Here is a 20,612-nt window from a genome sequence, read left to right on the forward strand (position 1 = left end):
GGCAGTGCAACTTCGGGCTGGCGAGCAGGGTGCATCGCTACTCTGGTCGCAGGTGGCGGAGGAGGCAGACGGTGAATACGAACGACACACCTGTCGAGATCTCGGAGATCAGCGAACAGCGATTCAACGCTTTCGTGGTCTGGGCCCGGGGGGCGGGCCCACTTGCGCCGACCAAGGAAGTTGCGTGGCTGGAGATCCGACCCGCTAAGGTGCTCGGCGTATTATTCGTTGACTTGACCGACCGCGAGCTCCACAGTTGCGTGCTCGCTCCCGACCTCTCTGGACGCTATCGGGGAGTCAGGTTGCTAGGCCCACACGCAGATGTACGTGCCGCGGTGAATGCGACTGCGGAAGCTATGGCGAATGTTCACGCGGACTACGACAACTCACGCACTCAAGGCGATGAGAGGCCTTCCGAGAACTTCTTCAGAGTGGCTTCGAACGAGGATCGCTTGCACGTTCGATTCAAGTACCTACGAGATCAGACGAGTGCCGTCGCTGCGCGTCGCCTCATAGAGGTCGCCATGCGTTGGTACGAGAACCAAGATGGAACTTTCGTCGAGCAGTTTCAGACCACTGCCTTCGATGCCAGGGTGTGGGAACTATATGTATGGGCGCTGATGCGTGAGGCGGGTCTACGAGTCGAACAGCCCAAGCCCGCGCCAGACTTCCTTGCACGAGGTGTGTTCGGAGATTTCTACGTCGAGGCAACGACCGCGAACCCGCCGCCAGTGCACAACGTGCCCGTTCCGCCGGAGACGGCTGACGAGCTTTTTGACTATGCGCACAACTACCTGCCGACTCGCTTCTCCGGCCCGCTTGTTGCAAAGCTCAGAAAGCGCTACTGGGAGCGAACCGGAGCGCGGAAGATACCCTTCGTGATTGCTGTGCAAGACTTCCATCAGGACCTGTCGATGACGTGGAGCCAGCCCGCGCTGTACGAATACCTCTACGGTGTGCGCATCGAAGATGTGGAGCGGGATGGAGTCGTCCGCCAGGTCGAGGTCCCCGTCGGAACACTTAAATGGGGCACGAAGGAGCTTGAGTCCGGTTTCTTTAAGTTGCCTGATTCGGAGCGGATCAGTGCCGTGATCTTCAATGCAGCAGGGACACTCAGCAAGTTCAATCGCATGGGCATCGCGGCGGGGATGGGGGAGTCATCGCTGTTGGCGTTCCATCGCGGTTCTCGTTACGCGGAAGACAACTCGGGCGAGGTTGTGCCATTCAGTCAGCAGGTGGGTGAGGGATATGAGGAACGCTGGATTGATGGCACCACTGTCTTCCACAACCCCGGGGCGCTCTACCCGCTTCCGCCCGAGGCCTTACCGGGTGCGGCGCACGTTAGCGAGCGAGCCGGCATGCGGGAGCAATCTTCTCCTGCCGGACATCTCGTCACCAGCACCACGAGCTTGGTGCTCCCACAAGGATGATCTCGGATCAGTTACTCCATGACCAAGCGTCGTGTCGCGCGTCCCGTAGCGCTTCATCAAGGCGCCCCTCGATAAGCCGCGTGATGTTGCGGGGCGGATCCGCTTCGGGCAACGAGACGTTCAACCACTGCGCCCATGTCCAGGAGTCGCTTACGCCGGTCTGGAGGGTGAGAAGAACCTCCCGCAGACCTGGAACCACCTCGCCGTCGTGCAGTTGAAAGACGGGGAAGAGGTAGACGCCGTCTTCGGTGCGCAACATGAGGAGGCTGAGATCGTTCCCAGCCTCCATGACCTCAGCCTCCGTCCGTCCGAGGGTGCGGGCCATGCTGGTCACCGTGTAGCACGGACCGACGATCTCAGCCCAGGGGTTCGGTTCCTCCTCGGTCACGGCTCCTTCTCGGGTTTCCGGGTGTGGCGGCGACGAACGTCTTCGATGATCTCGTCGAGGGTGCGGCGGCCCTCGATGTAGTTCCAGGCGTCGCGGATCGCATCACGTGTCGGAGCGAGGCCGTCGAGGCGGCAGGAGTGGAACGCTTCGAGGACTCCGTTCAGCCGCTCCTCTCGCGTACGGACGTGGTCATCGTTACCCAACGGGGAATGCCGCCTCTCTCATCTGCTGGACCGTGGGGACCTCTAGGCGCAGCGTCCGCAGGTCGAGGAACGCGAGGCTGCCCTGCATCGTGTCTCGTCCGAAGCTCGCCACGCGGCGCCCGTCGTCGGTCGCGCCGCCGCCAGCAACATGCATATGACCATGCATCAGCAGTCCTGGTCGGATGGCGTCCCAGACTTTGGCAACCCGCTCGCGTGACTGTGCGGACTCTGCGAGCGTTTCGTCAGGGAATCCCATCGGGTTGGACCGCAGCACCTCTTGTACGGCGCGAACGGGCGTGCGGGCAGGGGACTCGTGCGTCAGCATCAGATCAGCGGGACCACCAGCGATGGCCGCGGCCACATGAGAGTCATCGATGCGCTCATCGGGCCACCATCCGGCGCCTTCTCGTCGCCAAAGCCTGTCGACGGAGGCTGCACCGCCGAGCGACAGCACCGACCGTCCGCCAATGGTGAGCCTGGCGGGCCTTGCCAGGAGCCAGGTGAGCTTCGAGACTCGGACGGCTGAACTAGGCTGCTCGTCGAGGAGCGGCGTGACGTCCGACCACGGTTCGTGGTTGCCGAGCGTCACATAGATGCGGTCGATGTTCGTGTCAGCGAGTGCCTCATCGACGGCATCGGGATCGATCCACCAGTCACCGAGCTGCAGGATCGTCGTCACGTCCGGTGCCAGCGCCGGCAGGATACGAGAGAGCGTCCTGACCCAGCCGACGTTGCCGTGCCAGTCCCCGCACACCGCCACGCGCTGATCCGGGAGATCGATGGTCGACGCGCGTTCAAGTGCTCTCACTGAGTCCTCGCAGCCTGGTGGGCACGAGCGCGCTCGCGGAATGTCGGGCCAACCCGGAGACTGCGCTCAACATCTTTGTCCCAGCTGATCCATCCGCCCCGTTTCCACTGAATCGCTACGTGGAGGCGAAACGCGTGAAGAATCGCGGTGCGAGTGACATAGTTCAGGCCAGCGGGCCACTCAGGGTGCAGAGGCTTGTCGTTGAAGAGAGCAGCGAACAGCTCCTTGAACGTGGGTCCGCCGCCGGTTCTTCGCCGCACAGTGGCGACGAAGATGCCCGCGGCAAGACCGAGATGGTCTGCGCGCTTCTCCTCGGTGAGCGCTTCGAATGCGTCCTGCCACTCGCGGGGCGCCTCGACATCGGTGGCGATCCACCAGGTTGGTGTCAGATCTGTCACATTCACTCCAGACTCGGGGCTGAAGGGCATGCATCGAGCCGCCCCGGGGTCTATGCACAGCGCCGCACATGCAGATCGTCAAACGCGAGGCGTCGGCCGTCGGTTGATGCGTCGTGGTGACCGATTCTGCCACATAGACATATCCATGGGTCAGCGCCTTCATCGGATCGTTGGAGAGTGATGAGGACGGACGTGAGTGCTGACGACGAGTGGCAGAAGTTCGCCGCAGAGCTTGGTCTTCAGATCCGTCGTCTGCGCGTCTCGAAAGGCTTGTCGCAAGAAGCGGTCGCCTTTCGTGCGGGTCTAGCTAGATTCACGTATCAGCGCTACGAGCGTGGCGAAGCGCAGTCCGGTGCGCCCTCAAACCCCACGTTGCGAACGCTCCTAGCCTTGGCGCAGATCTTTGAGGTGTCGCTTCAGGAGTTGGTGCCGGCGAACCACCCGGACGTGACGGCTCGCTGAGGAAGCGAGTCGCTACCGGTCTTGGTCGCGTCCGTCTTCGTTCTCGATAAGGCCATATGGCGGGTAGTCAGGATTCTGCGAGTACCGCACGACGGTGTGTTGAGAAGCGACCGACGGCGGCTGGTTGTCGACAAGAATGATCTGAGCGCCGGGGTGCTTCAAAACCCAGTCCGAGACATGCATGTAGATGTTCTCGACGATGTGTCTGCTTCGCGTCGTGATGAGGCGTCCGAGCTCTTCGCCCTCACTGTCGGAGCTACTGGGCGTCTCAGGCGCGGTGGTGACGACTGACCCTGGGACCAGATTTTTCTGCGGGCTGTCGATAATGAGAAAGCCGGGATGTCCCATTCCCTGCTCGAACGCGAGCTCGAAGAGTGCGAGCTCCCACGCAAGGGCGATGAGAGTCATCGCCCCAGATGAGCCGACTCGGTCATAGCGTCGGCCACGCACATAGGGGACGAGGTTCCTGTCAACCCGAACGAGATCGACCTTCGGATAGTCAAAGTCTCGAAGGATCTCATGAATCCGGTCACCGACCCTAGCCAGAATCGTATCCCGCGGGGTGGCTCGCTTTAGGTACTCAGCCTTCCTCGACCGTGCTTCCTTGAGAGCTGCTGAAGTCTTCAGCAGCTCCACTTCCTTCTGCTGTAGCTGGAGCAGCATCTGGCGTGCCCGAAGCGCAGTCTTGAGGTCTACCCGAGCATCGCCGAGCGTTTTCTGTATCTCGTCACGTTGTGCGAGGAACGGGGACACGACTTGGCGCGAGACGCTGTCTAGAGCAGACTGAGCCTCCTGGACCTCATCATTTGCCGCACTCAGCTTGCGACGAAGCTCGTCACCTTCTGCCCTCACCTCCTGCGAGAATGCGAGTAGCTGATTCAGCCGGCGGACGAGGTTGCGTCGTTCGGTCGAAAGGTCGGGAGCTTCATCTTGCGGGGTGTCATCCGAGGTCAAGTCCGAGTGGCACAGCGAGCATCGGTCACCGACGACGGTCGGTGACGTTTTCAAGTGGCTTTGGCACGCGGGACATGTAACGACGGTCAGGGAGTCAAAGAGGCTGACAGACTCCGCAACAAGGTCGAGTCGGCGGATCTCGTCCGCATACTGAGCACGGAGCGGTTCGAGCCGCAGCGTCAGAGTCTCTCGGTCACGCAGCTCAGTCTGGATTCTCCGAGCGTGATTCGTGCTCCGCGCGAACGCCGCGCGAAGCTCGGTCGTGAAGTCGCCGCGGGCGGAGATGTCGGCGTCGATGCTCCGCCTCTTGGCGTTGAGCTCAGCGACCCGTGTCCCTAGCCGGTCCGACTCGGCAGTGATTTCCTCGAGCGTCGTGAAGCCCGCGTCCGTCATGAAGGTGCGAAGGGTCTGGACGGCGCGCGACAGTTCGCGTTCCTCAGCTCCGAGCTCTTCTACCGCACGCGACAACGAGGACTGCTGGTTATCGGATACTCCGAAGAAGAAGTTAACGACCTGATTCAGCTTGATGGAGCGCGCGGTTTGGTTGTGGTAAGTGAGGTCACCGTTGTCAAGCCGTCGGTTCGACAGGAACCACAGGGGTTGTAGATCCCGGAAGCTCAGCACGCTTGTCTTCGAATCCGTTTGCGTTGGTGCTTCGTCCAAGCGCAAACCGGCGAGGCCGCACAACTGAAGTAGGTAGTGCGACAGAGAGTCGGTATCCGCGGGGTCTGAAGTGAACGACCTCACCGGGGTTCCAGACATGCTGTCCAAATCGCCGGTGTAGAGGTAAGCGGCCGTCTTCTTCGACCCGAGAGCTCGCTCGATAACGTATCGACTCGCGGTGTCTCCGGTAGATCGCGCGTCTGCCACGTCGATGGCGAGCTGAGCCGAGCGTACGTTCGCCATGATCTCGTCGTGTTCAGGGTGCTCCTTCGCACCGAGACACCAGTCGATGAACTCGAGCACCGAAGTCTTTCCAGTGCTGATCTCGCCGGCGATTATCGAAAGCTGACGGATCACGTCGGCATCATTCCGGTCGGTGAAGTTGACTCGATATGAGTGGTTTGGCCCGACCAGACGGAGGCCGCGGACGTTGAATGCAGGGCGAGTGGCAGTCATTGGTAGTGGTCCTAGAAGAGCATGTCGCGTGATGCGAGGCCGGAAGTCTCCGCCTCGAACTCGTGGTATGTGGGGGCGTCGATGAGGTCGAAAAGCATCGGGTCGACCCGGAGCCAGGTCTCGAGGCGTTGGCGCATCCTTTGAGCCGAGAGCCGCATCACCAAGGGGCCCACAGTGGCCACGCTAAGCCGATACGCATCCGCATAGACCGAGCAGAGTCGCTCGGCTGACTGTTCGCCAAGCTCAGTGAGGGAGAAAACTCGTTGCCTGTCAGCGACGAAAAGTCGAACAAGTCCAAGGGAGACCAACTGAGCGACATCAGACGCTACTCGCTCGCGACGGGAGACAAACCGCTGACTAGGGGAGGCGTATGTGATGGAGTGGCGCCCAAACCCTTGAAGGCGAAGTTCGTTTGCTTCCGGCGAGTCGTCGCCCACCACAAGGAACGGATTGGCCGAGAGAAATTCGATGATGGAAAGGCGCTCGAGGTCGACTCGATTCAGTGGAGGCTGAACGCCATCGAGGACGAGAAGGAGCTGCGCCATGCGGAAGGCCGGGACGGATTCAGCCCTGAGCGTGGATGCGGCGTTATCCATGAACGCGGTCGAACTAGTCATCAGTGTTCTCCGTCTCATCATCGACTTCGCGCCCGGTCGCTGGCTTCGACAGGGAGGTGCGAGATCGGTGGTCCTGCGCGACTTCTCGCCAATCCCGAACCCATCCAGCGCGTCCGTTGTCCACAGCCTGATGAAGCAGGCCAACGCCGTGAATCACATGTGCGCGCAGGCTCGCCGCTTCGCGCACATGACTGGCTTCGATCCCGGCAAGCACTTCTCCATACAGCCGAGGAAACCGTCGCTCGGGCGACGTCTGACATGCAGTGTTGAATGCGACCGACCACGTCGACGACACGGCAACTCGCCACGTCGATAGGGCGGAGACTTCGGTCGAAAGACCCTTGTCTGTGACCTCGCGTTCGAGGATTTCAGCGTTGAAGAACGCTTCCCTCGCTGAGCGGGTTTCAGGTAGCCCGGCTTCATCCAACTGGCGCACGAAGAGGGCGCCGTCATACTTCGACTCATCGACAAGTTCCTCGAGCCCGCGTTCCACTTCGTCCTCGGAGCGTTCGGGCACCGCAAAGACAGGAGAGAAGTAGAACCGGCGCACGTCCTCACCAGCAGTGGCCTGGAGTCGCCGCCGGAGGCGCCCGCCCGACTCCAGTTCGATGGTTAGGTCATCCACTTTCGCCGTGCGCTTCTTCCACCCGTTCCACCACTTGAGCATTGGACCGTCGAGTTCGCACGGGACGCACAGAGTCCACGACGCAATCCTGTAGCCATGCTCGTGTGCTGCCTTTTGCGCGGACTTGTACGACTCCCGCACTTCACTCTGCTGCGATGGTCCGAAACCGTTGATGAAGTACTTCGACTGCCAGACGTGAACTTCACCAGCCTCGCCCAAGTCCCCTACGAAGGCGTCGATGCCCCAGTCGCCCGGATTCGCCTGGATCTCTTGAACGTCGGGATGAACGATGCCCACGATGTCCGCAACGAGTCGTTCGAACGCGTCGCGAGCGCCGGCCGGGCCCGAGAACCGAACCTCAAGGAACCGGAAATCGACGTCGCCGGCTCCGAGCACCGCAATCTGACTTGACACTCGCCCCCCCCCGCCTGTCTGTAGCGTCAGCATATCCATAACCCATTCCCGCGCATGTTCCGACGGCAGGTGGTCATGTTCCGCCCCGATCCGTGACCGCTCGCGGCGCCGCTATTGTGTGGTGCGCCAATTCGTTGCGTCCCGCTGTGTGGAATGAGCCTGGCGGAGATCTGGTAGGCGTGGACGGGGCGTCGTGGTACGAAACTCGGTCGTCGAAGATCACGGAGTGGACCGGAGTTCTGGACCGGACTGCCCGCGGGAATCCCGCGCCCATCGCGGACGGTACAGATGGCATGACTTTCCGACCTGCACCGCGCATGGTCTTGGTATGAGCTCCCTCACCTTCGCCTACGCCCGAATCTCCACAACTGGCCAGCGCCACGACTCTCAGCGCTCCGTCCTCGACACTGCAGGGTACGACCGCTTGTACGAAGACACATGCAGCGGCACCGTCGATCCGATGGAGCGTCCAGGGTTCACTCGACTCGTCGACGCTGCGAGGCCCGGCGACGAGCTTCTGATCTTTCGACTCGACCGTCTAGGACGTTCCGCCGCCAGCGTGCTGCGGACTGTCGAATTGCTAGACGAGCGAGGAATCACCCTTCGTTCTCTCTCCGACGGGATCTCCACGTCGGGCCCGTCCGGGAAGCTCGTGCTGACCATCATGGCTGGGGTGGCAAGCCTCGAGCGCTCCGTTATCGCGGAACGCTCGAGGGAAGGTATTGCCGCGGCGCGTGCTCGGGGTCAGCACCTCGGGCGTCCCAGCTCCCTTACTCCGGACCAGCAGGCACTCGCCAGACAACTCCGTGCCAGCGGGGAATCGTACAACGCCATCGCACGCGCGCTCGGCACGTCCAAGACAACGGTGATCCGAGTGACTCGAGGAGACTGAGCGCGCGGGAAGGCCCCTCCCCGCCCCAAGCGGGGAGGGGCCTTCGGCTCAGGCGGCTGCGGGAGCTCGCGGAAGGTTGCGGTCATCTGGGGGCAGCGCCAGCGCCTTGAGGCGGTACTCCTGGTAGAACTCCTCCTGCTCTCGCGTGCGCTCGATTGCTTCGAGAGCTTCGAGGCGGTCCCAGTAAGCGTCGCGGTACTTCGTCATGCTGTCTCGACTTTCGTTGGTGGTGAAGGCTCAGCCCATAAGCATGAGCCGCGCGAGGGACGGATCGTGCCGCTTGCGCAGCTTCACCTTCCCTCCTCCTGTGGGGAGTTCTGTGCCGTGGGGACGCAGCGATGCCGGGATGCCCCTCAAGGTGATGGTGTTCCGCAGCACCGCTTGGATGCTTTCAGGATCTTTCGGTTGGAAAGGAAACGTCGCCGGATCAAGCAGTCGCGACGTCTGCCACCGCGCGCTTGGTGGGCCGGTCGCTACCATCGTCGGCAGCGTTCCGAAGTCCTGGCGAGCAGTACCGTTTCGGGGGAAGAGCGCCCGCCACGTGACGACGCCGATCTTGGCCGCGGTCGGGTCACCGGCCATTCCGGGGAAAGAACGAACCGCGCGCTCAATAGCGCGGGTCACGACCCTGAGGTCGGCGCGTGTGCTGTCGGGCTTGTCGTGTCGCGGAACGATGACGAAGACCGCCGTCAGACCGGTCCAGGCCATTGGCCGCTGGTGAAGCAGTTTGGCGAGGCGTCGGACCTTCGCGTCCATGCCAGAGGTGGTAGCGGTGATCTCCACTAGCACTCGCAGCCCGTCAGGGCGGATGAGGGTGAGGTCGGCCGCTGACTGTCCGCCACGCGGAAGATCCGGCGCGCCCGGTACGGGCCTTACGAGCAGTTCCCAGGAGGAAAGCTTCTCTCCGAGCACCATACCTACCTGTCCGTGCTCGGCCATCCTCAGACCGAACTCCGTGGCGAGCACGTTGTGGCGCGCATACTGACGGGAGGCATCGAAACCGAGACCGGCGGTGACAGAGAACCAATCGGCCCACCCGAGCACGGACGCTAGATCCTGCACCGCTCCGGAGTCACCGGCAGGTCGCAGGAGGAGCTGTTCCCGCGGCGGGACTTGTCCCCAGGTGTGACCCCAGCGACCCACGTCGACCAGACCCGCATTCCACAGCGCGCTTACGAGGCTCGTGCGACCGCGAGATAGCCCTTCGACGTCAGCGAGCGCCTCCACCTGTTCGACGGTCGCAGTCCGCCACTGATCCAGAACCGCCATCACGCGGAGAATGCGCTCACGGTTGTGGGGAGCCAGCACGCGCTCGCGTGCCTCGTCTTTCCGCATCCGAAGCCACGAAGGCGCGTGCTCGCCCTCGGCGAGGGCCCAATGGCCGAGAGCGCGTCCGCGCCATAGTTCATAGGGATCTCCGCGGCGCGCAGTACGACGAGGATGCAGCGGTGTCCGAGACCGCAAGGCGGCGAGGTCAATCTCAGTCATGCTTGCTCGAAGACCGGCGTCCGACGATCCCATGTGTCGTGCAGCAGGGTGGCACCGGGTGAGGAGTCGCCGGCCGCAGGTAGCAGTCGTCGCCCAAGAGGATGTCGAGCGCGATGAGGAGGTCGTCACTGTCGCGCGATTCACGCACCAGATCTCGCACACGATCCCTGAAGCCGGTGCGTGCGTCATCGGGGTGGGTATCTCCGCTGGCGCCTGTCTTGAAGGGCGGGGTGAGGGCTGGTTCGTCGATCTTCCATGCACCGTCGGTGGACAGCGCCAGGCGAGCTGCCCAATACGCGCCCTCGTCGGGGGACGTGTACAGGTCGTAGAGACCGGGGGCGTCGGGTCGCCCGTGGAGTGGTGGGTTGGCTGTGTCCGCCGCCGTGCGAGTCTGCGTGCCTGCAGGGGTCTGGCGCTCGTTTCGGAACATTTCGGGGTAGAGCGCCAGCAGCGTCTGCTTCGCCGTTCGTCGGGTGTGGTCACACCCACGGAGGACTGCGTTGGGTGCGCTGTCGGTGGGAGATTCGGGATCGGTCACGTGTACCTACTCTCTTGAGTGCAGTGCAGACAGTGTCTGCGTTGCGGTAGTGGGTACTTCGCCGGGTAGCGCCCGAACTGCTCAGATTCGATGGATCTTTCTCTGACTCAGGTGACGGAGTGACGAAGTGACGATTTCCGAGCTTCATGGCATTACCTCTCTAGGGAGAGATCTCGCTTATAGAGAGGAATGGCTGAAACCTAAGAAACCGTCACTTCGTCACTTCGTCACCTCGGATGTCACGCCTGCCGTAAGAGACCGCGCATGAACACGGGGAAGGGAACGCGGGCCCCTTCAGGCCGGTGGGGAACCGGCTCGAACCCCGCCGCGTGGGAGCGGCGGGGGCTTATCTTGGAGGCCTCAAGTGCAATCCACGCTCGAAAGCATAGGGAAGCGGCCGTGCTGGGACCGTCACCGACCTCCGGCGCTAGCGTGGACTTCATGAGCACCCATGAACCGGAATCCGAGTCCGACGGTCTCGATGCGCTGGCCCCCACGGAGCTTCGCACCCCGCGGCGACCGGTGTACGTTCTCGGTGCGGGATTCTCGCGAGCAATCAGTGACCTGATGCCCCTCACCGACGACCTCGGGAATGCCCTCCGTGAGCGCCTCGGCCTCAACTGGTCGATGGGGCAGCAGGTCTCATTCGAGGAACGCCTCACGGTGCTGTCTACCGCGTTGCCCTTTCTTCAGGCCCACGAGAACACTCGCCGACGCGCGGAAGCTGAGGCACTGACGGCAGCAATCGCTGACGTTCTGGATGGATTTCTAGAGACGGTGACGGGCTCCGCCCCACCGCTCTGGCTTCTGCAGCTGGTCGCTATCTGGCATGCGGAGCAAGCGGTCGTTATCACCTTCAACTACGACACGCTCGTAGAAAGTGCGTTCGGTGCGCTAGGCGTCGTGAAGCCTCACTACGACAACGGTGTCTCTTACGAGTTGGACGGGAAGCAGATCGTCTACCCCGCGCCTAGGTCGAGCGGATCGGGCGGCTGGCAAGATGCGATAGCTGCCGACGACAGCTCATTCCAGCTGCTCAAGCTCCACGGATCACTTTCCTGGTACTGGTCTTCAGGCGACGGATCCACGGTCGTCCAGGATCGCGCCCTACCGACCTTCGGTCGGGCAACGAGCACCACTCCGGAATTGTCCGGCATCAAGACGTTGGATCGATTCCTGATTCCTCCGGTGCTCAGCAAAGACAGCTACTACAACGTGAACATCGCGCACATGCTGTGGCGGACCGCTCACGACGCGGTCGCCAATGCATCCCGATTGACGATCCTCGGGTATTCATTGCCGGCGGGAGACCGCATCACTGCGGAACTTCTCCGGATGACGCCGAAGGGCACTCCGGTTGACATCGTCAATCGAGACATAGGAGAGCCCCAGGCCGCAACTTCGCCCCTGGGCCGTGCGACAACGCTCGGGTTCCAGGTCAACAAGACCTGGAACGGAGATCGAGCCATTCCTGCTTACGTCCGGGACCGTTTGTTGCAGCGCTACCCGGGCGTTTTCGACGCCCTCGCCGACTATGAAGACGAACCCCTCATCGCGAGCGTCAGTCTTCGCGGAACGAGAGATGAGCCGGCCACGTTCATGCTGCGCTCTGTCGAGGAGGGGAACAACGGCGTGGACATCGATCTTGTCGCTGTGGGTAACGCCTCCACCCCTCCCCATGTCACTGTCGGAGCGCGAATGCCGTCCTTCGCCGGTGCTGACGACTTCCATACAGCGAAGACCCTGAAGAAGGTCGTCAGTAAGTCGCCGTTTCGCGTGAACCTCGCTGGCCGGATGTTCGTGGCCATCGGAGCCAAAGGTGTGCGGATCGGTAGATGGGAAGCGGTTGAGCTCCAACTGGCACCCGCCGAGTAATGCGTCGCGCGTCGCAAAGGTTTCTCGGGATCGAGCTTGCTGTTGCGCCGTCAGTAGTCTGGGGTAATGAACGACGGGGTGCGATGGGGACAGTCGACGGCTGGGGTCCTGGTGATCCAGGGACTGATTGGTCCAGTGATGGGGGCAGTCGTCGGCGCGGTGGTGGCCCTGTCGCTCACCAAGCCTGAGAGAGTCGACTGGGGCCTCATCTTCTTGGTCGCGTTCATCGTGGCGCTTGTTCTCTTCGTCGTGCTCTCCCTCGCGCTTGGGCGCCTCCGACGCGTTGTGTGGGGAGCTGTCCGCATGGCCCTGGCGTGGGTCGGTGGTCTGAGAATCAATACCCGCAAGGGCCGTAGTCGCCTCCGAGAGGCAGGGTATGCCGCGCGAAGCCGAGAGGTTGAGGACGAGCGGAGGCTATCACCACGCCCGCGCTGGCGCGTTACATACGAACCTGGCGAGGATTGGATTTACCTTCACAACTCGGGCTACTGGGTTAGCGACGTAGTAGTGCGCGCCGATCCGGACCTGTTCGAGTTCGCTGACGGTGCTAGGCAGGGTGGTATTCAGGGGCGTCTCGGGGGCGACGGAGCCGGCAATCCGACCGGCAGACCGATACAGGGCCGCCCCACCAAGCGTGGCGAGCGCGAGGGAGTCACGTTCACCGTGTCCTGGACTGACCAGAACGGGGACGCGCAACCCACAGGAGATCGCGACGACCTGCCCTCGACAGCAACGCTCCCGAGTAGGGCGCTCCAGCCGGTTGTGCAACCCACGTGGCAGATCGGTCTTCCGAGGCAGAGCCCTGGCAAAGATGTCCTCATGCTCGCCAACGGCGCTCAGGAATTTGAAGCGAAGAACCTGGTCATCGACGCGGACCCGATCTACTTCACCTTCGTCTTGAAGCGGGAGCTGGGTGACCTGGAGGGTATCGGTGGCATGCGCTTCGTCGGCCGCCCGACAGAGGCTGGCAGAACGTTCGGGGTGGTCTTCACGGTTACCTATCAAGATGTCAACGATGAAGAACGCACCGACTATGTCCCCGTTGAGCCAAGCATGAACTGGGGGTCTTGAGTCGAGGCCGCGTGTGTCCCGGGCTCTGAATGATTGTGCTGCTGGACGAAAGATCCGGCTCAGTCGTCCAGCTGTCCAGCGAGTTCGTCGGACACGACGATGCGCTCAGGGTTCCAATGCCCCTTAGCAGCCGCGGGGTAGACGGTCACGAACGCACCAGCACCCATCATGATCTTCCGACGTTCCGCGACGGAAGATCGCGCCCAGGCCTCACCGTAAGTCTCGCCAGTGCGACGCTGCACGGCCGAAATCGACGGCAAAGCGGTAAGGCGATCCCTCTCTTCGCCCAGCGTGACCATCCTGGCGGCCAACTCCATCACGTCCGCTCCAGGACGGTTCATCGCGGCATGGGTCTGACTGATTGCATCGAGCACGTTGTCCAGCCCCTCTGGCACGACCTCCTCACTGACAGTTTCGATAACTTCGACGTCACCCCACGCGTCGAGGAACTGCCGTTCGGCTTCCGCTTCCGCCGGATTGGCGGTCACCGTCTGGGGCCTTTCGCATGTGCGGCCTCGGTTCCGCGACTGGCACATGTAGACAGGAGGCTGTGTCGGGTGAGCGAAATGTCTGGGGGTCAACGGCATGCCACAGGATGAGCAGATAGCCAGTCGTTGCAGTAGCGGCACCCGTCCTCCTTCGGGAAGGCGGGGCGCTGCGATGTTCCCACTCAGAGCGCGCGACAGTGCATGCCACTCCTCGTCACTCACGAGAGGCGGCCATACGACCACCGGTAGCCCGCGGTCATCTCGCACCGCGTCCCCACCCTGCGTCGCATGTCCCCGAAGAGATCCGCGACGAAGGATGCGGGAGAGAGACGGGGGCGACCAATGAGACCCGCGGCGCGACGGGATGCCGTCGGAGTTGAGGCCGCGCGTCACCTCTGAGATGCCCTTTCCGCTCATCACCTCGTCCACGACTCGTCGGATGACCTTCGACTCCTCCGGGTGGTGCACAAGCGTTCGACCCGCAGTATCGGGGTGAGGTGCAGTGGTGAAACCGTAGGGCGGTGGTCCTCCTGGCCAACGCCCTACAGTTGGCAGGTGCCGGCGCATGGAACGAACTCGCTCGCCAATGGCCGTCGCTTCCAGCTCCGCGAAGACCTGCGCCATCTGGACCATGGCTTTACCTGTCGCAGTGGAAGCATCGAAGTTCTCCGTAGCGGAGACGATGACGAGGCCCTCGTCGAGTAGCTGGGAGATGTCGGCAACGGACCTTGCCATGCGATCCAGCCGGGACACCACGACAACGTCCGCTTCGCCAGCGCTGATGCGGCGACGCATCTCATGTATGCCTGGCCGGTCCAGTCTCTTTCGAGTGGCGGACTGGTCTATGTCCTCGATGATGTCTACGAAGTCCCACCCGCGCGCGTCGATCTGCCGGCGGATGTCCTTTCGCTGACGCTCGGGCGAGGTCGATGCCTCCGTGTCGCGAGAGAGTCGGACGTAGCCGAGCGCGCGGGTGGAAGACATGGGCTCAGTGACCCGCAGGGATGCCCTCGCCATGCGCAGGCTCCGCGGGCTTACGAACGAAAAGCGCCAGCAAGACTGCAGCCGAGGCGACGATGGCACCAACGAAGAACGCGGTGTGGACACCGTTCGCGGTCGCCGTCACCTGGTCAGCGCCAGAGCTCAGCGAAGATGCGAGCGTGACCGACATGAGCGTGACGAAGAGCGCAGTCCCCGCGGCACCAGCGACCTGCTGAACCGTCCCTACGACGGCAGAGCCGTGCGGGTACAAGTGCGACGGGAGCGATCCGAGAGCCGAGGTCATGAGCGGCGTGAACACGAAGCCGAGACCGAGGTTCAATGCCAAGTGCACTGCGATGATCCAGACGATGCTCGTGCCCTGGTCGAACGTCGCCATACCCCACAGTGCACCGGCCGCGATAGCCATGCCCGGGATGACCAACGGCGTCGGGCCGAACTTGTCGAAGAGGTTGCCCACGACGGGAGCGATGGCACCCATCAGAACGCCGCCAGGCAGCAGCATGAGCCCAACGCCGAGAGTGTCGAGCCCGAGCACTTGCTGCAGATAGATGGGAAGCAGGATGAGCGAACCGAACAGCGCGCTCATTACGATGACGACGAGTCCGACGGCGAGGCTGAACGACTTGCTCTGGAACACTCGAAGGTCAAGCAGAGCGCCGTCGACTTTCTGGAGCTGAAGTTGACGAAGCACGAACACAGTGAGTGCGACCGCGCCGATGACAATCGGGATCCACACGGGCACGGGGGCGTGGCCCGATGCTGCTTCACCGATGCTGCTAAGTCCGTAGATGAGACCACCGAAGCCGAGGGCCGAGAGAATCACGGACAGCACGTCGAATCGAGCGTGAGGGTTAGTCTCCGTGACGTTCCGAACCCAGATCAGTCCGAGTCCGATGGCGAGCAGCGCGATGGGGAACATGATCCAGAAGATCGCGTGCCAGGTCAGCGCCTGGAGGATCAGACCTGACACGGTCGGGCCGACTGCCGGCGCGACCGCGATGACGATGGTGATGACACCCATCATGCGGCCGCGATGACTCGCGGGGACGATTGTGAGGACCGTGGTGAAGAGCAGCGGCATCATCACGCCAGTGCCGAGCGCCTGCACGACGCGACCAGCGAGGAGGAACTCGAAGCCGGGCGCCAGCGCTGCGATGAGTGTGCCAAGTGCGAACAGGCCCATCGCAGAGAAGTAGACCTGACGAATGGTGAATCTGCTGAGAAGGAAACCGGTCAGCGGAATGACCACGGCCATAGTTAAGAGAAATCCTGTGGTGAGCCACTGACCCACCCCGGCGGTGATCCCGAGGTCCTTCATGATGTCGGTCAGCGCGACACCCATGGTGGTCTCGTTGAGGATCACGACGAACGCGCTGACGACGAGCAGCGCGATAACTGGGCCGGGCTTCGAAACGGTGTGAGTTGGGACGGACCCGGTCTGAGGCGAGGAGTCTTGGAGGGTCAAGGTGGATCCTAAGAGAGTGGTTCTTGCGGTGAGGGAGCTGTCCCGAAGATCGACGCTACCCGACTGCTAACGAGTTGGCGGACGCATCTAAAGGAGAACAGGATCGAGGCGGCGCGGCGTTCTGCCGCGAAACTCAGCCTAGTAACGCTGGTGCGTTCGTCAGCATGAACGCACTCGTGAGCCACTGACCGAGCTCCGGCGGGATGCCGAGGTCGGTGTTGAGGTGCGGGATCGCGATGCCCATCGTCGTCTCGTTGAGGATCGCGACGAAGGCGGCCACGAGCAGGAGCCAGATCACCCGCATGTCCTTGCGGGGGATCTCTCCGGACGATGAGGGGGGCGTCGTGATGGAGCCGGTATCGACGGCAGACATGGGCGGCCTCCAGGGCATCGGAAGAAAGAGGATGGTGCGAGAGTTCGCGAGAGTCATTCAGCGTAACGGGTCGGGAGGACATTTCATTCCGGAATCTGGGATATCGCTGAACGTCGCCACAGCGGAGCCCGTGTCCTGGGGGTGGGTACGCTGGCGCCATGAGCATGGGCGGGATGGGTGGTGGTCCGCGGGGCGGTTTCCGGGGCGTGGACGAGGACGCCCAGCGTCGGCTCAATGCGGAGGCTCCGAGGATCGAGGGGCTCGGCGCTCGCGTCGTCGCCCTGTTCCGCCCGTACCGCTGGCGCATCCTCTTCACCGGTGTCCTCGTCGTACTGGGCGCCGGTATCGCCGTGATCCCGCCGCTGATCGTGCAGCGCATCTTCGACGACGCGCTGTTCCCGGTCGACGGTGGCGGTCCGCACCTGTCCCTCCTCGCCACCCTCGTCGGGAGCATGGTCGGGCTGTTCCTGTTCTCGGCCGTCCTCGGCGTCGCTCAGACGTGGCTCACGGCCACGGTCGGCAACAGCGTCACGGGCGACCTGCGTGTGCGGCTCTTCGAGCACCTGCAGGCCATGGAGCTCGGCTTCTTCAGCCGCACCAAGACCGGCGTGATCCAGTCACGGCTGCAGAACGACGTCGGCGGTGTCTCCGGAGTGCTGACGAACACGGTGACCAGCATCCTCGGGAACGCCGTCACCGTGATCGCCTCGCTCGTCGCCATGATCCTCATCGACTGGCGTCTCACCCTGATCGCGGTCGTCCTGATGCCGTTCCTCGTGCTCGTGCAGCGGCGGGTGGGTCAGGTGCGGGCACGGATCGCGGGGGAGACCCAGGAGTCGCTGTCCGAGCTCACCTCCATCACCCAGGAGACGCTGAGCGTGTCGGGCATGTTGTTGTCGAAGGCGTTCAACCGGCAGCGCACCGAATCCGAGCGGTACCAGCGGGAGAACCGCAACCAGGTCCGCCTCCAGGTGCGTCGTGCCATGAGCGGCCAGGGGTTCTTCGCGGTCGTCCAGGTCATCATGGCGAGCGTGCCTGCCGTCATCTACCTCGTGGCCGGCTTCTTCATCGCGGGCGGGACCGGAGCGATCACGGCGGGCACCATCGTGGCCTTCACGACGGTGCAGGCGCGGTTGCTCATGCCGCTCATGGGGCTCATGCGCGTCTCGCTCGACCTGCAGACCTCGTCCGCGCTTTTCGCGCGCATCTTCGAATACCTCGATCTCGTGCCCGAGATCACCGATGCGCCGGATGTGATGACCGTGGCGCAGGCTCCGGGTCCCCGCGGGCGCGTCGAGTTCCAGGACGTCGTGTTCCGCTATCCGGACGCCGCCGCCGACTCGCGGCCGACCCTGCACGGCGTCTCCTTCGTGGCCGAGCCCGGTCAGCACGTCGCCTTCGTTGGCCCGTCGGGGGCGGGAAAGACGACCATCCTCTACCTCGCGCCGCGCCTCTACGAGGCCAAGGGCGGAGCGGTGCTGTTCGCGGGGGCGGACGTGCGCACCCTGACGCAGGAGTCGATCATCGACGACGTGGGCATCGTCTCCCAGGAGACCTACCTGTTCCACGCGACGATCCGGGAGAACCTCCGGTACGCGAAGCCCGACGCGACGGACGAGGAACTGGTCGCCGCCTGCACCGCGGCGAACATCCACCACATCATCGCGGGATTCGAGAAGGGCTACGACACCGTCGTGGGGGAGCGTGGCTATCGGCTCTCCGGAGGAGAGAAGCAGCGGATCGCGATCGCCCGCGTGCTCCTCAAGGACCCGCCGGTCCTCCTGCTCGACGAAGCCACGTCGGCGTTGGACACGGTGTCCGAAAGGGTGGTGCAGGAAGCCCTCGACGAGGCGGCCAAGGGGCGCACGACGCTGTCGATCGCGCATCGGCTCTCGACGGTCATGGGGGCGGATGTCATCCATGTGCTGGAGGCCGGGCGCATCATCGAGTCCGGCACGCACTCGGAGCTCCTTGCCCAGGGCGGGCTCTACGCCGAGCTGGCAGCACAGCAGGTCGCGGCGTCGCGCGTGCTGAACGCCGAGATCGAGGCGGAGGCCGAGGCGGAGGACTCCGCGGTGGACGGCGATGTCGCGGGCGGGCTGGCAGCCCGCCGGGCCGACCGCGAGCCGGAGGACCCCGCGGCGGCCGATGCCGTCGTGGCGCTCACGACGGGGGCGCCGCTGCCGACCGAATCGAGGGCCGACTCCCGACCGCGACCGACCGAGGCCTGAGCGGCGTCGCCCCGCTTCGGGTCAATGCACGGAGAGGCCACCGTCGACGAAGAGCGAGTGCCCGGTGACGTAGGCCGAGCCCGGACCGGCGAGGAAGACGGCGGCGGACGCGAAGTCCTCCGGAAGTCCGTTGCGTCCGATCATCGTGCGGGCGGCGAGCGCAGCGATGGTGGCGGGGTCCTCCTGCAGCCGGGCGTTCAGCGGCGTGAGCACGAACCCGGGGACGAGAGTGTTGCTCGTCACCCCGGTGCCGCCCCACGCCTCGGCCTCCGAGCGCATGAGCGACTCGACAGCACCCTTGGAGGCGCCGTATACGCCGCTGCTGACGAAAGCACGGTGGGCCTGCTGCGAGCTGATGTGGATGAGGCGTCCGTAGCCGCGCGCGGCCATGCCCTGCGCCCAACGCTGGCCGAGGAGGAACGGCGCGAGCGCGTTGACGGTCATGGTCGCGTCCCAGTCCGCCTCCGTGATGGCGGCATACGGCGGACGGATGTTGATGCCCGCGGAATTGACGAGGATGTCGGGCTCCCCGAACGGGGCGGCGGCGGCCTCCGCGGCCGCGTGGATGCCCTCACGCGTGCTCAGGTCTCCGACCACCCCGGCGGCACGGCACTCGTGCGCGCGCAGCTCCTCGACGGTCTCCGCGATCCGGTCCTCGCCGCGGGCGACGACCACGGTGGCGGCTCCGGCGCGGGCCAGGGCCGTCGCGATGCCTCGACCGATGCCGGAGCTGCCGCCGGTCACGACGGCGGTGCGGCCCTCGAGCGAGAACAGCGAGCGGAGGTAGTCGGTCATGTCGTCGGAGTCCTTCGGGACGGGCTCACCAGGACAGTGCGTCGGCGAGGGTGGGGTCGGGGTGTGCGGCGGCGAACTCGGGAAGAGCGCGGAGCTCGGCGAGGAACGCGGAGACCTCGGCGCCGTAGGCGGGATCGGGGTGCGTGCGAGCGATCTCGCGCAGCGGCGGGACGTCCATCGCGAGGACCAGTTCGAGTCGGGCGGTGACGGCAGCGTGCGCTCCCGCCTCCTGGAGCACGCGGATGCCGCCTCGGAGCGCCGTGAGGTAGTCGCGGAGCACGGGGAGCTGCGCCTTGCTCTGGGTGATCGAGGTGCCGTCCGCTCTGACCCGCCACCGGACCATCACGTCGGGAAGGACGTCGAAGGCGCGCGCGCGGGTGTACATCGTCTGCGCGACGACCTGGTCTTCGTAGGCGACCCCTTCGGGGAACCGGAGGTCGGACCACATCTCCGTCCGGCTCACCTTGGACCAGGCGACGATGTTCGACACCGCCTGCGGATGGGCGGTGAGGGTCGTGCCGAGGCGTGCGGGCGCGGTCGCGGCGGCCACCCAGGGCTGCACGCGGCCCGGGAGGTAGCCGTCGCCGTGCGGCCGCAGCCGCACGTAGGCGCCGGCCGCGAAGTCGCTCCCCGTGCGCTCCAGCGTGCCCACGAGCGTCGACAGGGCGTCCGGCATGAGCTCGTCGTCGGCGTCGAGGAAGCCCGTGTAAGGCGTGTCGACGAGCGCGAGGCCCGCATTGCGCGCCGCGCCGAGTCCGAGGGAGGCATCGTGACGGACGAGGACGAACCGATCGTCGGCGGCGGTGGCCGCGGCGAAGATCGCGCCCGTGTCGTCAGCGGAGCCGTCGTCGATGAGCACGGCGCGCCAGCGATCGTCGGTCTGGGCGCGGAGCGAGTCGAGAGCGGCGGGGGCGAACGCGGCGACATCGCGTCCTGGCACGATCATCGTCACGATCGGGGAGGCGGCGGTCACCAC

General features: G+C 64.1%; 21 protein-coding genes. 6 read left to right on the top strand and 15 right to left on the bottom strand.

Going from position 1 to position 20,612, the window contains the following annotated elements; genetic code table 11:
- The first annotated feature begins 71 nt into the window (after positions 1-71).
- On the top strand, positions 72-1,430 hold the full coding sequence (locus FY549_RS16520; protein ID WP_158297114.1) for a hypothetical protein: 1,359 nt from the start codon (positions 72-74) through the stop codon (positions 1,428-1,430).
- Positions 1,431-1,437: 7 nt separating this feature from the next.
- Here FY549_RS16520 and FY549_RS09655 read toward each other — a convergent pair whose 3' ends face one another.
- The 4 genes from FY549_RS09655 to FY549_RS09670 are packed head-to-tail and all read right to left on the bottom strand — an operon-like array spanning position 1,438 to position 3,257.
- Positions 1,438-1,818 (bottom strand): hypothetical protein, encoded by a 381-nt coding sequence (locus FY549_RS09655; protein ID WP_045262777.1) that lies wholly within the window; start codon positions 1,816-1,818, stop codon positions 1,438-1,440.
- Positions 1,815-2,021 carry an antitoxin VbhA family protein gene (locus FY549_RS09660; protein WP_045262778.1) on the bottom strand — a complete coding sequence of 69 codons (207 nt, stop codon included), beginning with the start codon at positions 2,019-2,021 and terminating at the stop codon, positions 1,815-1,817. Before FY549_RS09660 ends, FY549_RS09655 begins: the two co-directional genes overlap by 4 nt.
- Entirely contained in the window at positions 2,014-2,829 is an 816-nt protein-coding gene (locus tag FY549_RS09665; protein WP_045262779.1) for a metallophosphoesterase, read from the bottom strand. Before FY549_RS09665 ends, FY549_RS09660 begins: the two co-directional genes overlap by 8 nt.
- Positions 2,826-3,257: a hypothetical protein gene (locus tag FY549_RS09670; protein WP_045262780.1), complete on the bottom strand. Its 432-nt coding sequence runs from the start codon at positions 3,255-3,257 to the stop codon at positions 2,826-2,828. The genes FY549_RS09665 and FY549_RS09670 overlap by 4 nt, the downstream gene beginning before the upstream one ends.
- Positions 3,258-3,419: 162 nt before the next feature.
- Here FY549_RS09670 and FY549_RS09675 point away from each other — a divergent pair, with 162 nt between their 5' ends.
- Complete coding sequence (locus FY549_RS09675) at positions 3,420-3,689, top strand: helix-turn-helix domain-containing protein (RefSeq protein ID WP_200838701.1); 270 nt, start codon at positions 3,420-3,422, stop codon at positions 3,687-3,689.
- 12 nt (positions 3,690-3,701) lie between these two features.
- On the opposite strand, the gene FY549_RS09680 is transcribed toward FY549_RS09675, so the two are convergent.
- The 3 genes from FY549_RS09680 to FY549_RS09690 all read right to left on the bottom strand — a co-directional run bounded on the left by FY549_RS09680 (position 3,702) and on the right by FY549_RS09690 (position 7,418).
- Positions 3,702-5,663, bottom strand: a complete 1,962-nt coding sequence (locus FY549_RS09680; RefSeq protein ID WP_149084827.1) for a hypothetical protein — start codon at positions 5,661-5,663, stop codon at positions 3,702-3,704.
- Between the two features lie 110 nt (positions 5,664-5,773).
- Positions 5,774-6,379 (bottom strand): hypothetical protein, encoded by a 606-nt coding sequence (locus FY549_RS09685; RefSeq protein WP_052674578.1) that lies wholly within the window; start codon positions 6,377-6,379, stop codon positions 5,774-5,776.
- Complete coding sequence (locus tag FY549_RS09690; RefSeq protein ID WP_149084828.1) at positions 6,372-7,418, bottom strand: serine/threonine protein kinase; 1,047 nt, start codon at positions 7,416-7,418, stop codon at positions 6,372-6,374. The genes FY549_RS09685 and FY549_RS09690 overlap by 8 nt, the downstream gene beginning before the upstream one ends.
- Before the next feature lie 328 nt (positions 7,419-7,746).
- Here FY549_RS09690 and FY549_RS16905 point away from each other — a divergent pair, with 328 nt between their 5' ends.
- Positions 7,747-8,310, top strand: coding sequence for a recombinase family protein (locus FY549_RS16905; protein WP_149084829.1), 564 nt, complete (start codon positions 7,747-7,749; stop codon positions 8,308-8,310).
- A 48-nt stretch (positions 8,311-8,358) separates the two neighbouring features.
- On the opposite strand, the gene FY549_RS16525 is transcribed toward FY549_RS16905, so the two are convergent.
- The 3 genes from FY549_RS16525 to FY549_RS09705 form a co-directional block, all read right to left on the bottom strand.
- A complete protein-coding gene (locus FY549_RS16525) occupies positions 8,359-8,517 on the bottom strand; it encodes a hypothetical protein (RefSeq protein ID WP_158297113.1) in 159 nt (52 codons plus the stop codon).
- Positions 8,518-8,547: 30 nt separating this feature from the next.
- Positions 8,548-9,645: a hypothetical protein gene (locus FY549_RS09700; RefSeq protein ID WP_101846705.1), complete on the bottom strand. Its 1,098-nt coding sequence runs from the start codon at positions 9,643-9,645 to the stop codon at positions 8,548-8,550.
- Between the two features lie 145 nt (positions 9,646-9,790).
- Positions 9,791-10,336 carry a hypothetical protein gene (locus FY549_RS09705; protein WP_149084830.1) on the bottom strand — a complete coding sequence of 182 codons (546 nt, stop codon included), beginning with the start codon at positions 10,334-10,336 and terminating at the stop codon, positions 9,791-9,793.
- 441 nt (positions 10,337-10,777) lie between these two features.
- On the opposite strand from FY549_RS09705, the gene FY549_RS09710 reads away from it, so the two are divergent.
- Both FY549_RS09710 and FY549_RS09715 read left to right on the top strand, forming a co-directional pair.
- Entirely contained in the window at positions 10,778-12,211 is a 1,434-nt protein-coding gene (locus FY549_RS09710; protein WP_159463191.1) for an SIR2 family protein, read from the top strand.
- A gap of 66 nt (positions 12,212-12,277) precedes the next feature.
- Positions 12,278-13,282: a heme biosynthesis protein HemY gene (locus tag FY549_RS09715; protein WP_149084832.1), complete on the top strand. Its 1,005-nt coding sequence runs from the start codon at positions 12,278-12,280 to the stop codon at positions 13,280-13,282.
- A gap of 59 nt (positions 13,283-13,341) precedes the next feature.
- On the opposite strand, the gene FY549_RS16910 is transcribed toward FY549_RS09715, so the two are convergent.
- From FY549_RS16910 to FY549_RS16915, 3 genes are all read right to left on the bottom strand, one after another.
- Positions 13,342-14,787 (bottom strand): recombinase family protein, encoded by a 1,446-nt coding sequence (locus tag FY549_RS16910; protein ID WP_101846696.1) that lies wholly within the window; start codon positions 14,785-14,787, stop codon positions 13,342-13,344.
- On the bottom strand, positions 14,759-16,237 hold the full coding sequence (locus tag FY549_RS09725) for an MDR family MFS transporter (RefSeq protein ID WP_101846693.1): 1,479 nt from the start codon (positions 16,235-16,237) through the stop codon (positions 14,759-14,761). Before FY549_RS09725 ends, FY549_RS16910 begins: the two co-directional genes overlap by 29 nt.
- 133 nt (positions 16,238-16,370) lie before the next feature.
- Positions 16,371-16,610, bottom strand: coding sequence for a hypothetical protein (locus tag FY549_RS16915; RefSeq protein ID WP_200838700.1), 240 nt, complete (start codon positions 16,608-16,610; stop codon positions 16,371-16,373).
- Positions 16,611-16,774: 164 nt separating this feature from the next.
- Between FY549_RS16915 and FY549_RS09735 the strand changes: the two genes are divergently transcribed.
- The gene (locus tag FY549_RS09735) at positions 16,775-18,841 is read left to right on the top strand and encodes an ABC transporter ATP-binding protein (protein WP_149086073.1); all 2,067 of its coding nucleotides are present in this window, start codon (positions 16,775-16,777) and stop codon (positions 18,839-18,841) included.
- Positions 18,842-18,862: 21 nt separating this feature from the next.
- Here FY549_RS09735 and FY549_RS09740 read toward each other — a convergent pair whose 3' ends face one another.
- Both FY549_RS09740 and FY549_RS09745 read right to left on the bottom strand, forming a co-directional pair.
- The gene (locus FY549_RS09740) at positions 18,863-19,636 is read right to left on the bottom strand and encodes an SDR family NAD(P)-dependent oxidoreductase (protein WP_149084833.1); all 774 of its coding nucleotides are present in this window, start codon (positions 19,634-19,636) and stop codon (positions 18,863-18,865) included.
- 25 nt (positions 19,637-19,661) lie between these two features.
- On the bottom strand, positions 19,662-20,609 hold the full coding sequence (locus FY549_RS09745) for a glycosyltransferase family 2 protein (protein WP_374114486.1): 948 nt from the start codon (positions 20,607-20,609) through the stop codon (positions 19,662-19,664).
- Positions 20,610-20,612: the final 3 nt, after the last annotated feature.

The organism is Microbacterium sp. 1S1, assembly GCF_008271365.1.
Classification (GTDB): Bacteria; Actinomycetota; Actinomycetes; order Actinomycetales; family Microbacteriaceae; genus Microbacterium.

Excerpts from the sequence above, each read along its gene's own strand:
- FY549_RS09670 (WP_045262780.1), bottom strand. The coding sequence starts at position 3,257 with ATGCCCTTCAGCCCCGAGTCTGGAGTGAATGTGACAGATCTGACACCA.
- FY549_RS09685 (WP_052674578.1), bottom strand. The coding sequence starts at position 6,379 with ATGACTAGTTCGACCGCGTTCATGGATAACGCCGCATCCACGCTCAGG.
- FY549_RS16905 (WP_149084829.1), top strand. The coding sequence starts at position 7,747 with ATGAGCTCCCTCACCTTCGCCTACGCCCGAATCTCCACAACTGGCCAG.
- FY549_RS16525 (WP_158297113.1), bottom strand. The coding sequence starts at position 8,517 with ATGACGAAGTACCGCGACGCTTACTGGGACCGCCTCGAAGCTCTCGAA.
- FY549_RS09700 (WP_101846705.1), bottom strand. The coding sequence starts at position 9,645 with ATGCGGAAAGACGAGGCACGCGAGCGCGTGCTGGCTCCCCACAACCGT.
- FY549_RS09710 (WP_159463191.1), top strand. The coding sequence starts at position 10,778 with ATGAGCACCCATGAACCGGAATCCGAGTCCGACGGTCTCGATGCGCTG.
- FY549_RS09715 (WP_149084832.1), top strand. The coding sequence starts at position 12,278 with ATGAACGACGGGGTGCGATGGGGACAGTCGACGGCTGGGGTCCTGGTG.
- FY549_RS16910 (WP_101846696.1), bottom strand. The coding sequence starts at position 14,787 with ATGGCGAGGGCATCCCTGCGGGTCACTGAGCCCATGTCTTCCACCCGC.
- FY549_RS16915 (WP_200838700.1), bottom strand. The coding sequence starts at position 16,610 with ATGTCTGCCGTCGATACCGGCTCCATCACGACGCCCCCCTCATCGTCC.
- FY549_RS09735 (WP_149086073.1), top strand. The coding sequence starts at position 16,775 with ATGGGCGGGATGGGTGGTGGTCCGCGGGGCGGTTTCCGGGGCGTGGAC.
- FY549_RS09740 (WP_149084833.1), bottom strand. The coding sequence starts at position 19,636 with ATGACCGACTACCTCCGCTCGCTGTTCTCGCTCGAGGGCCGCACCGCC.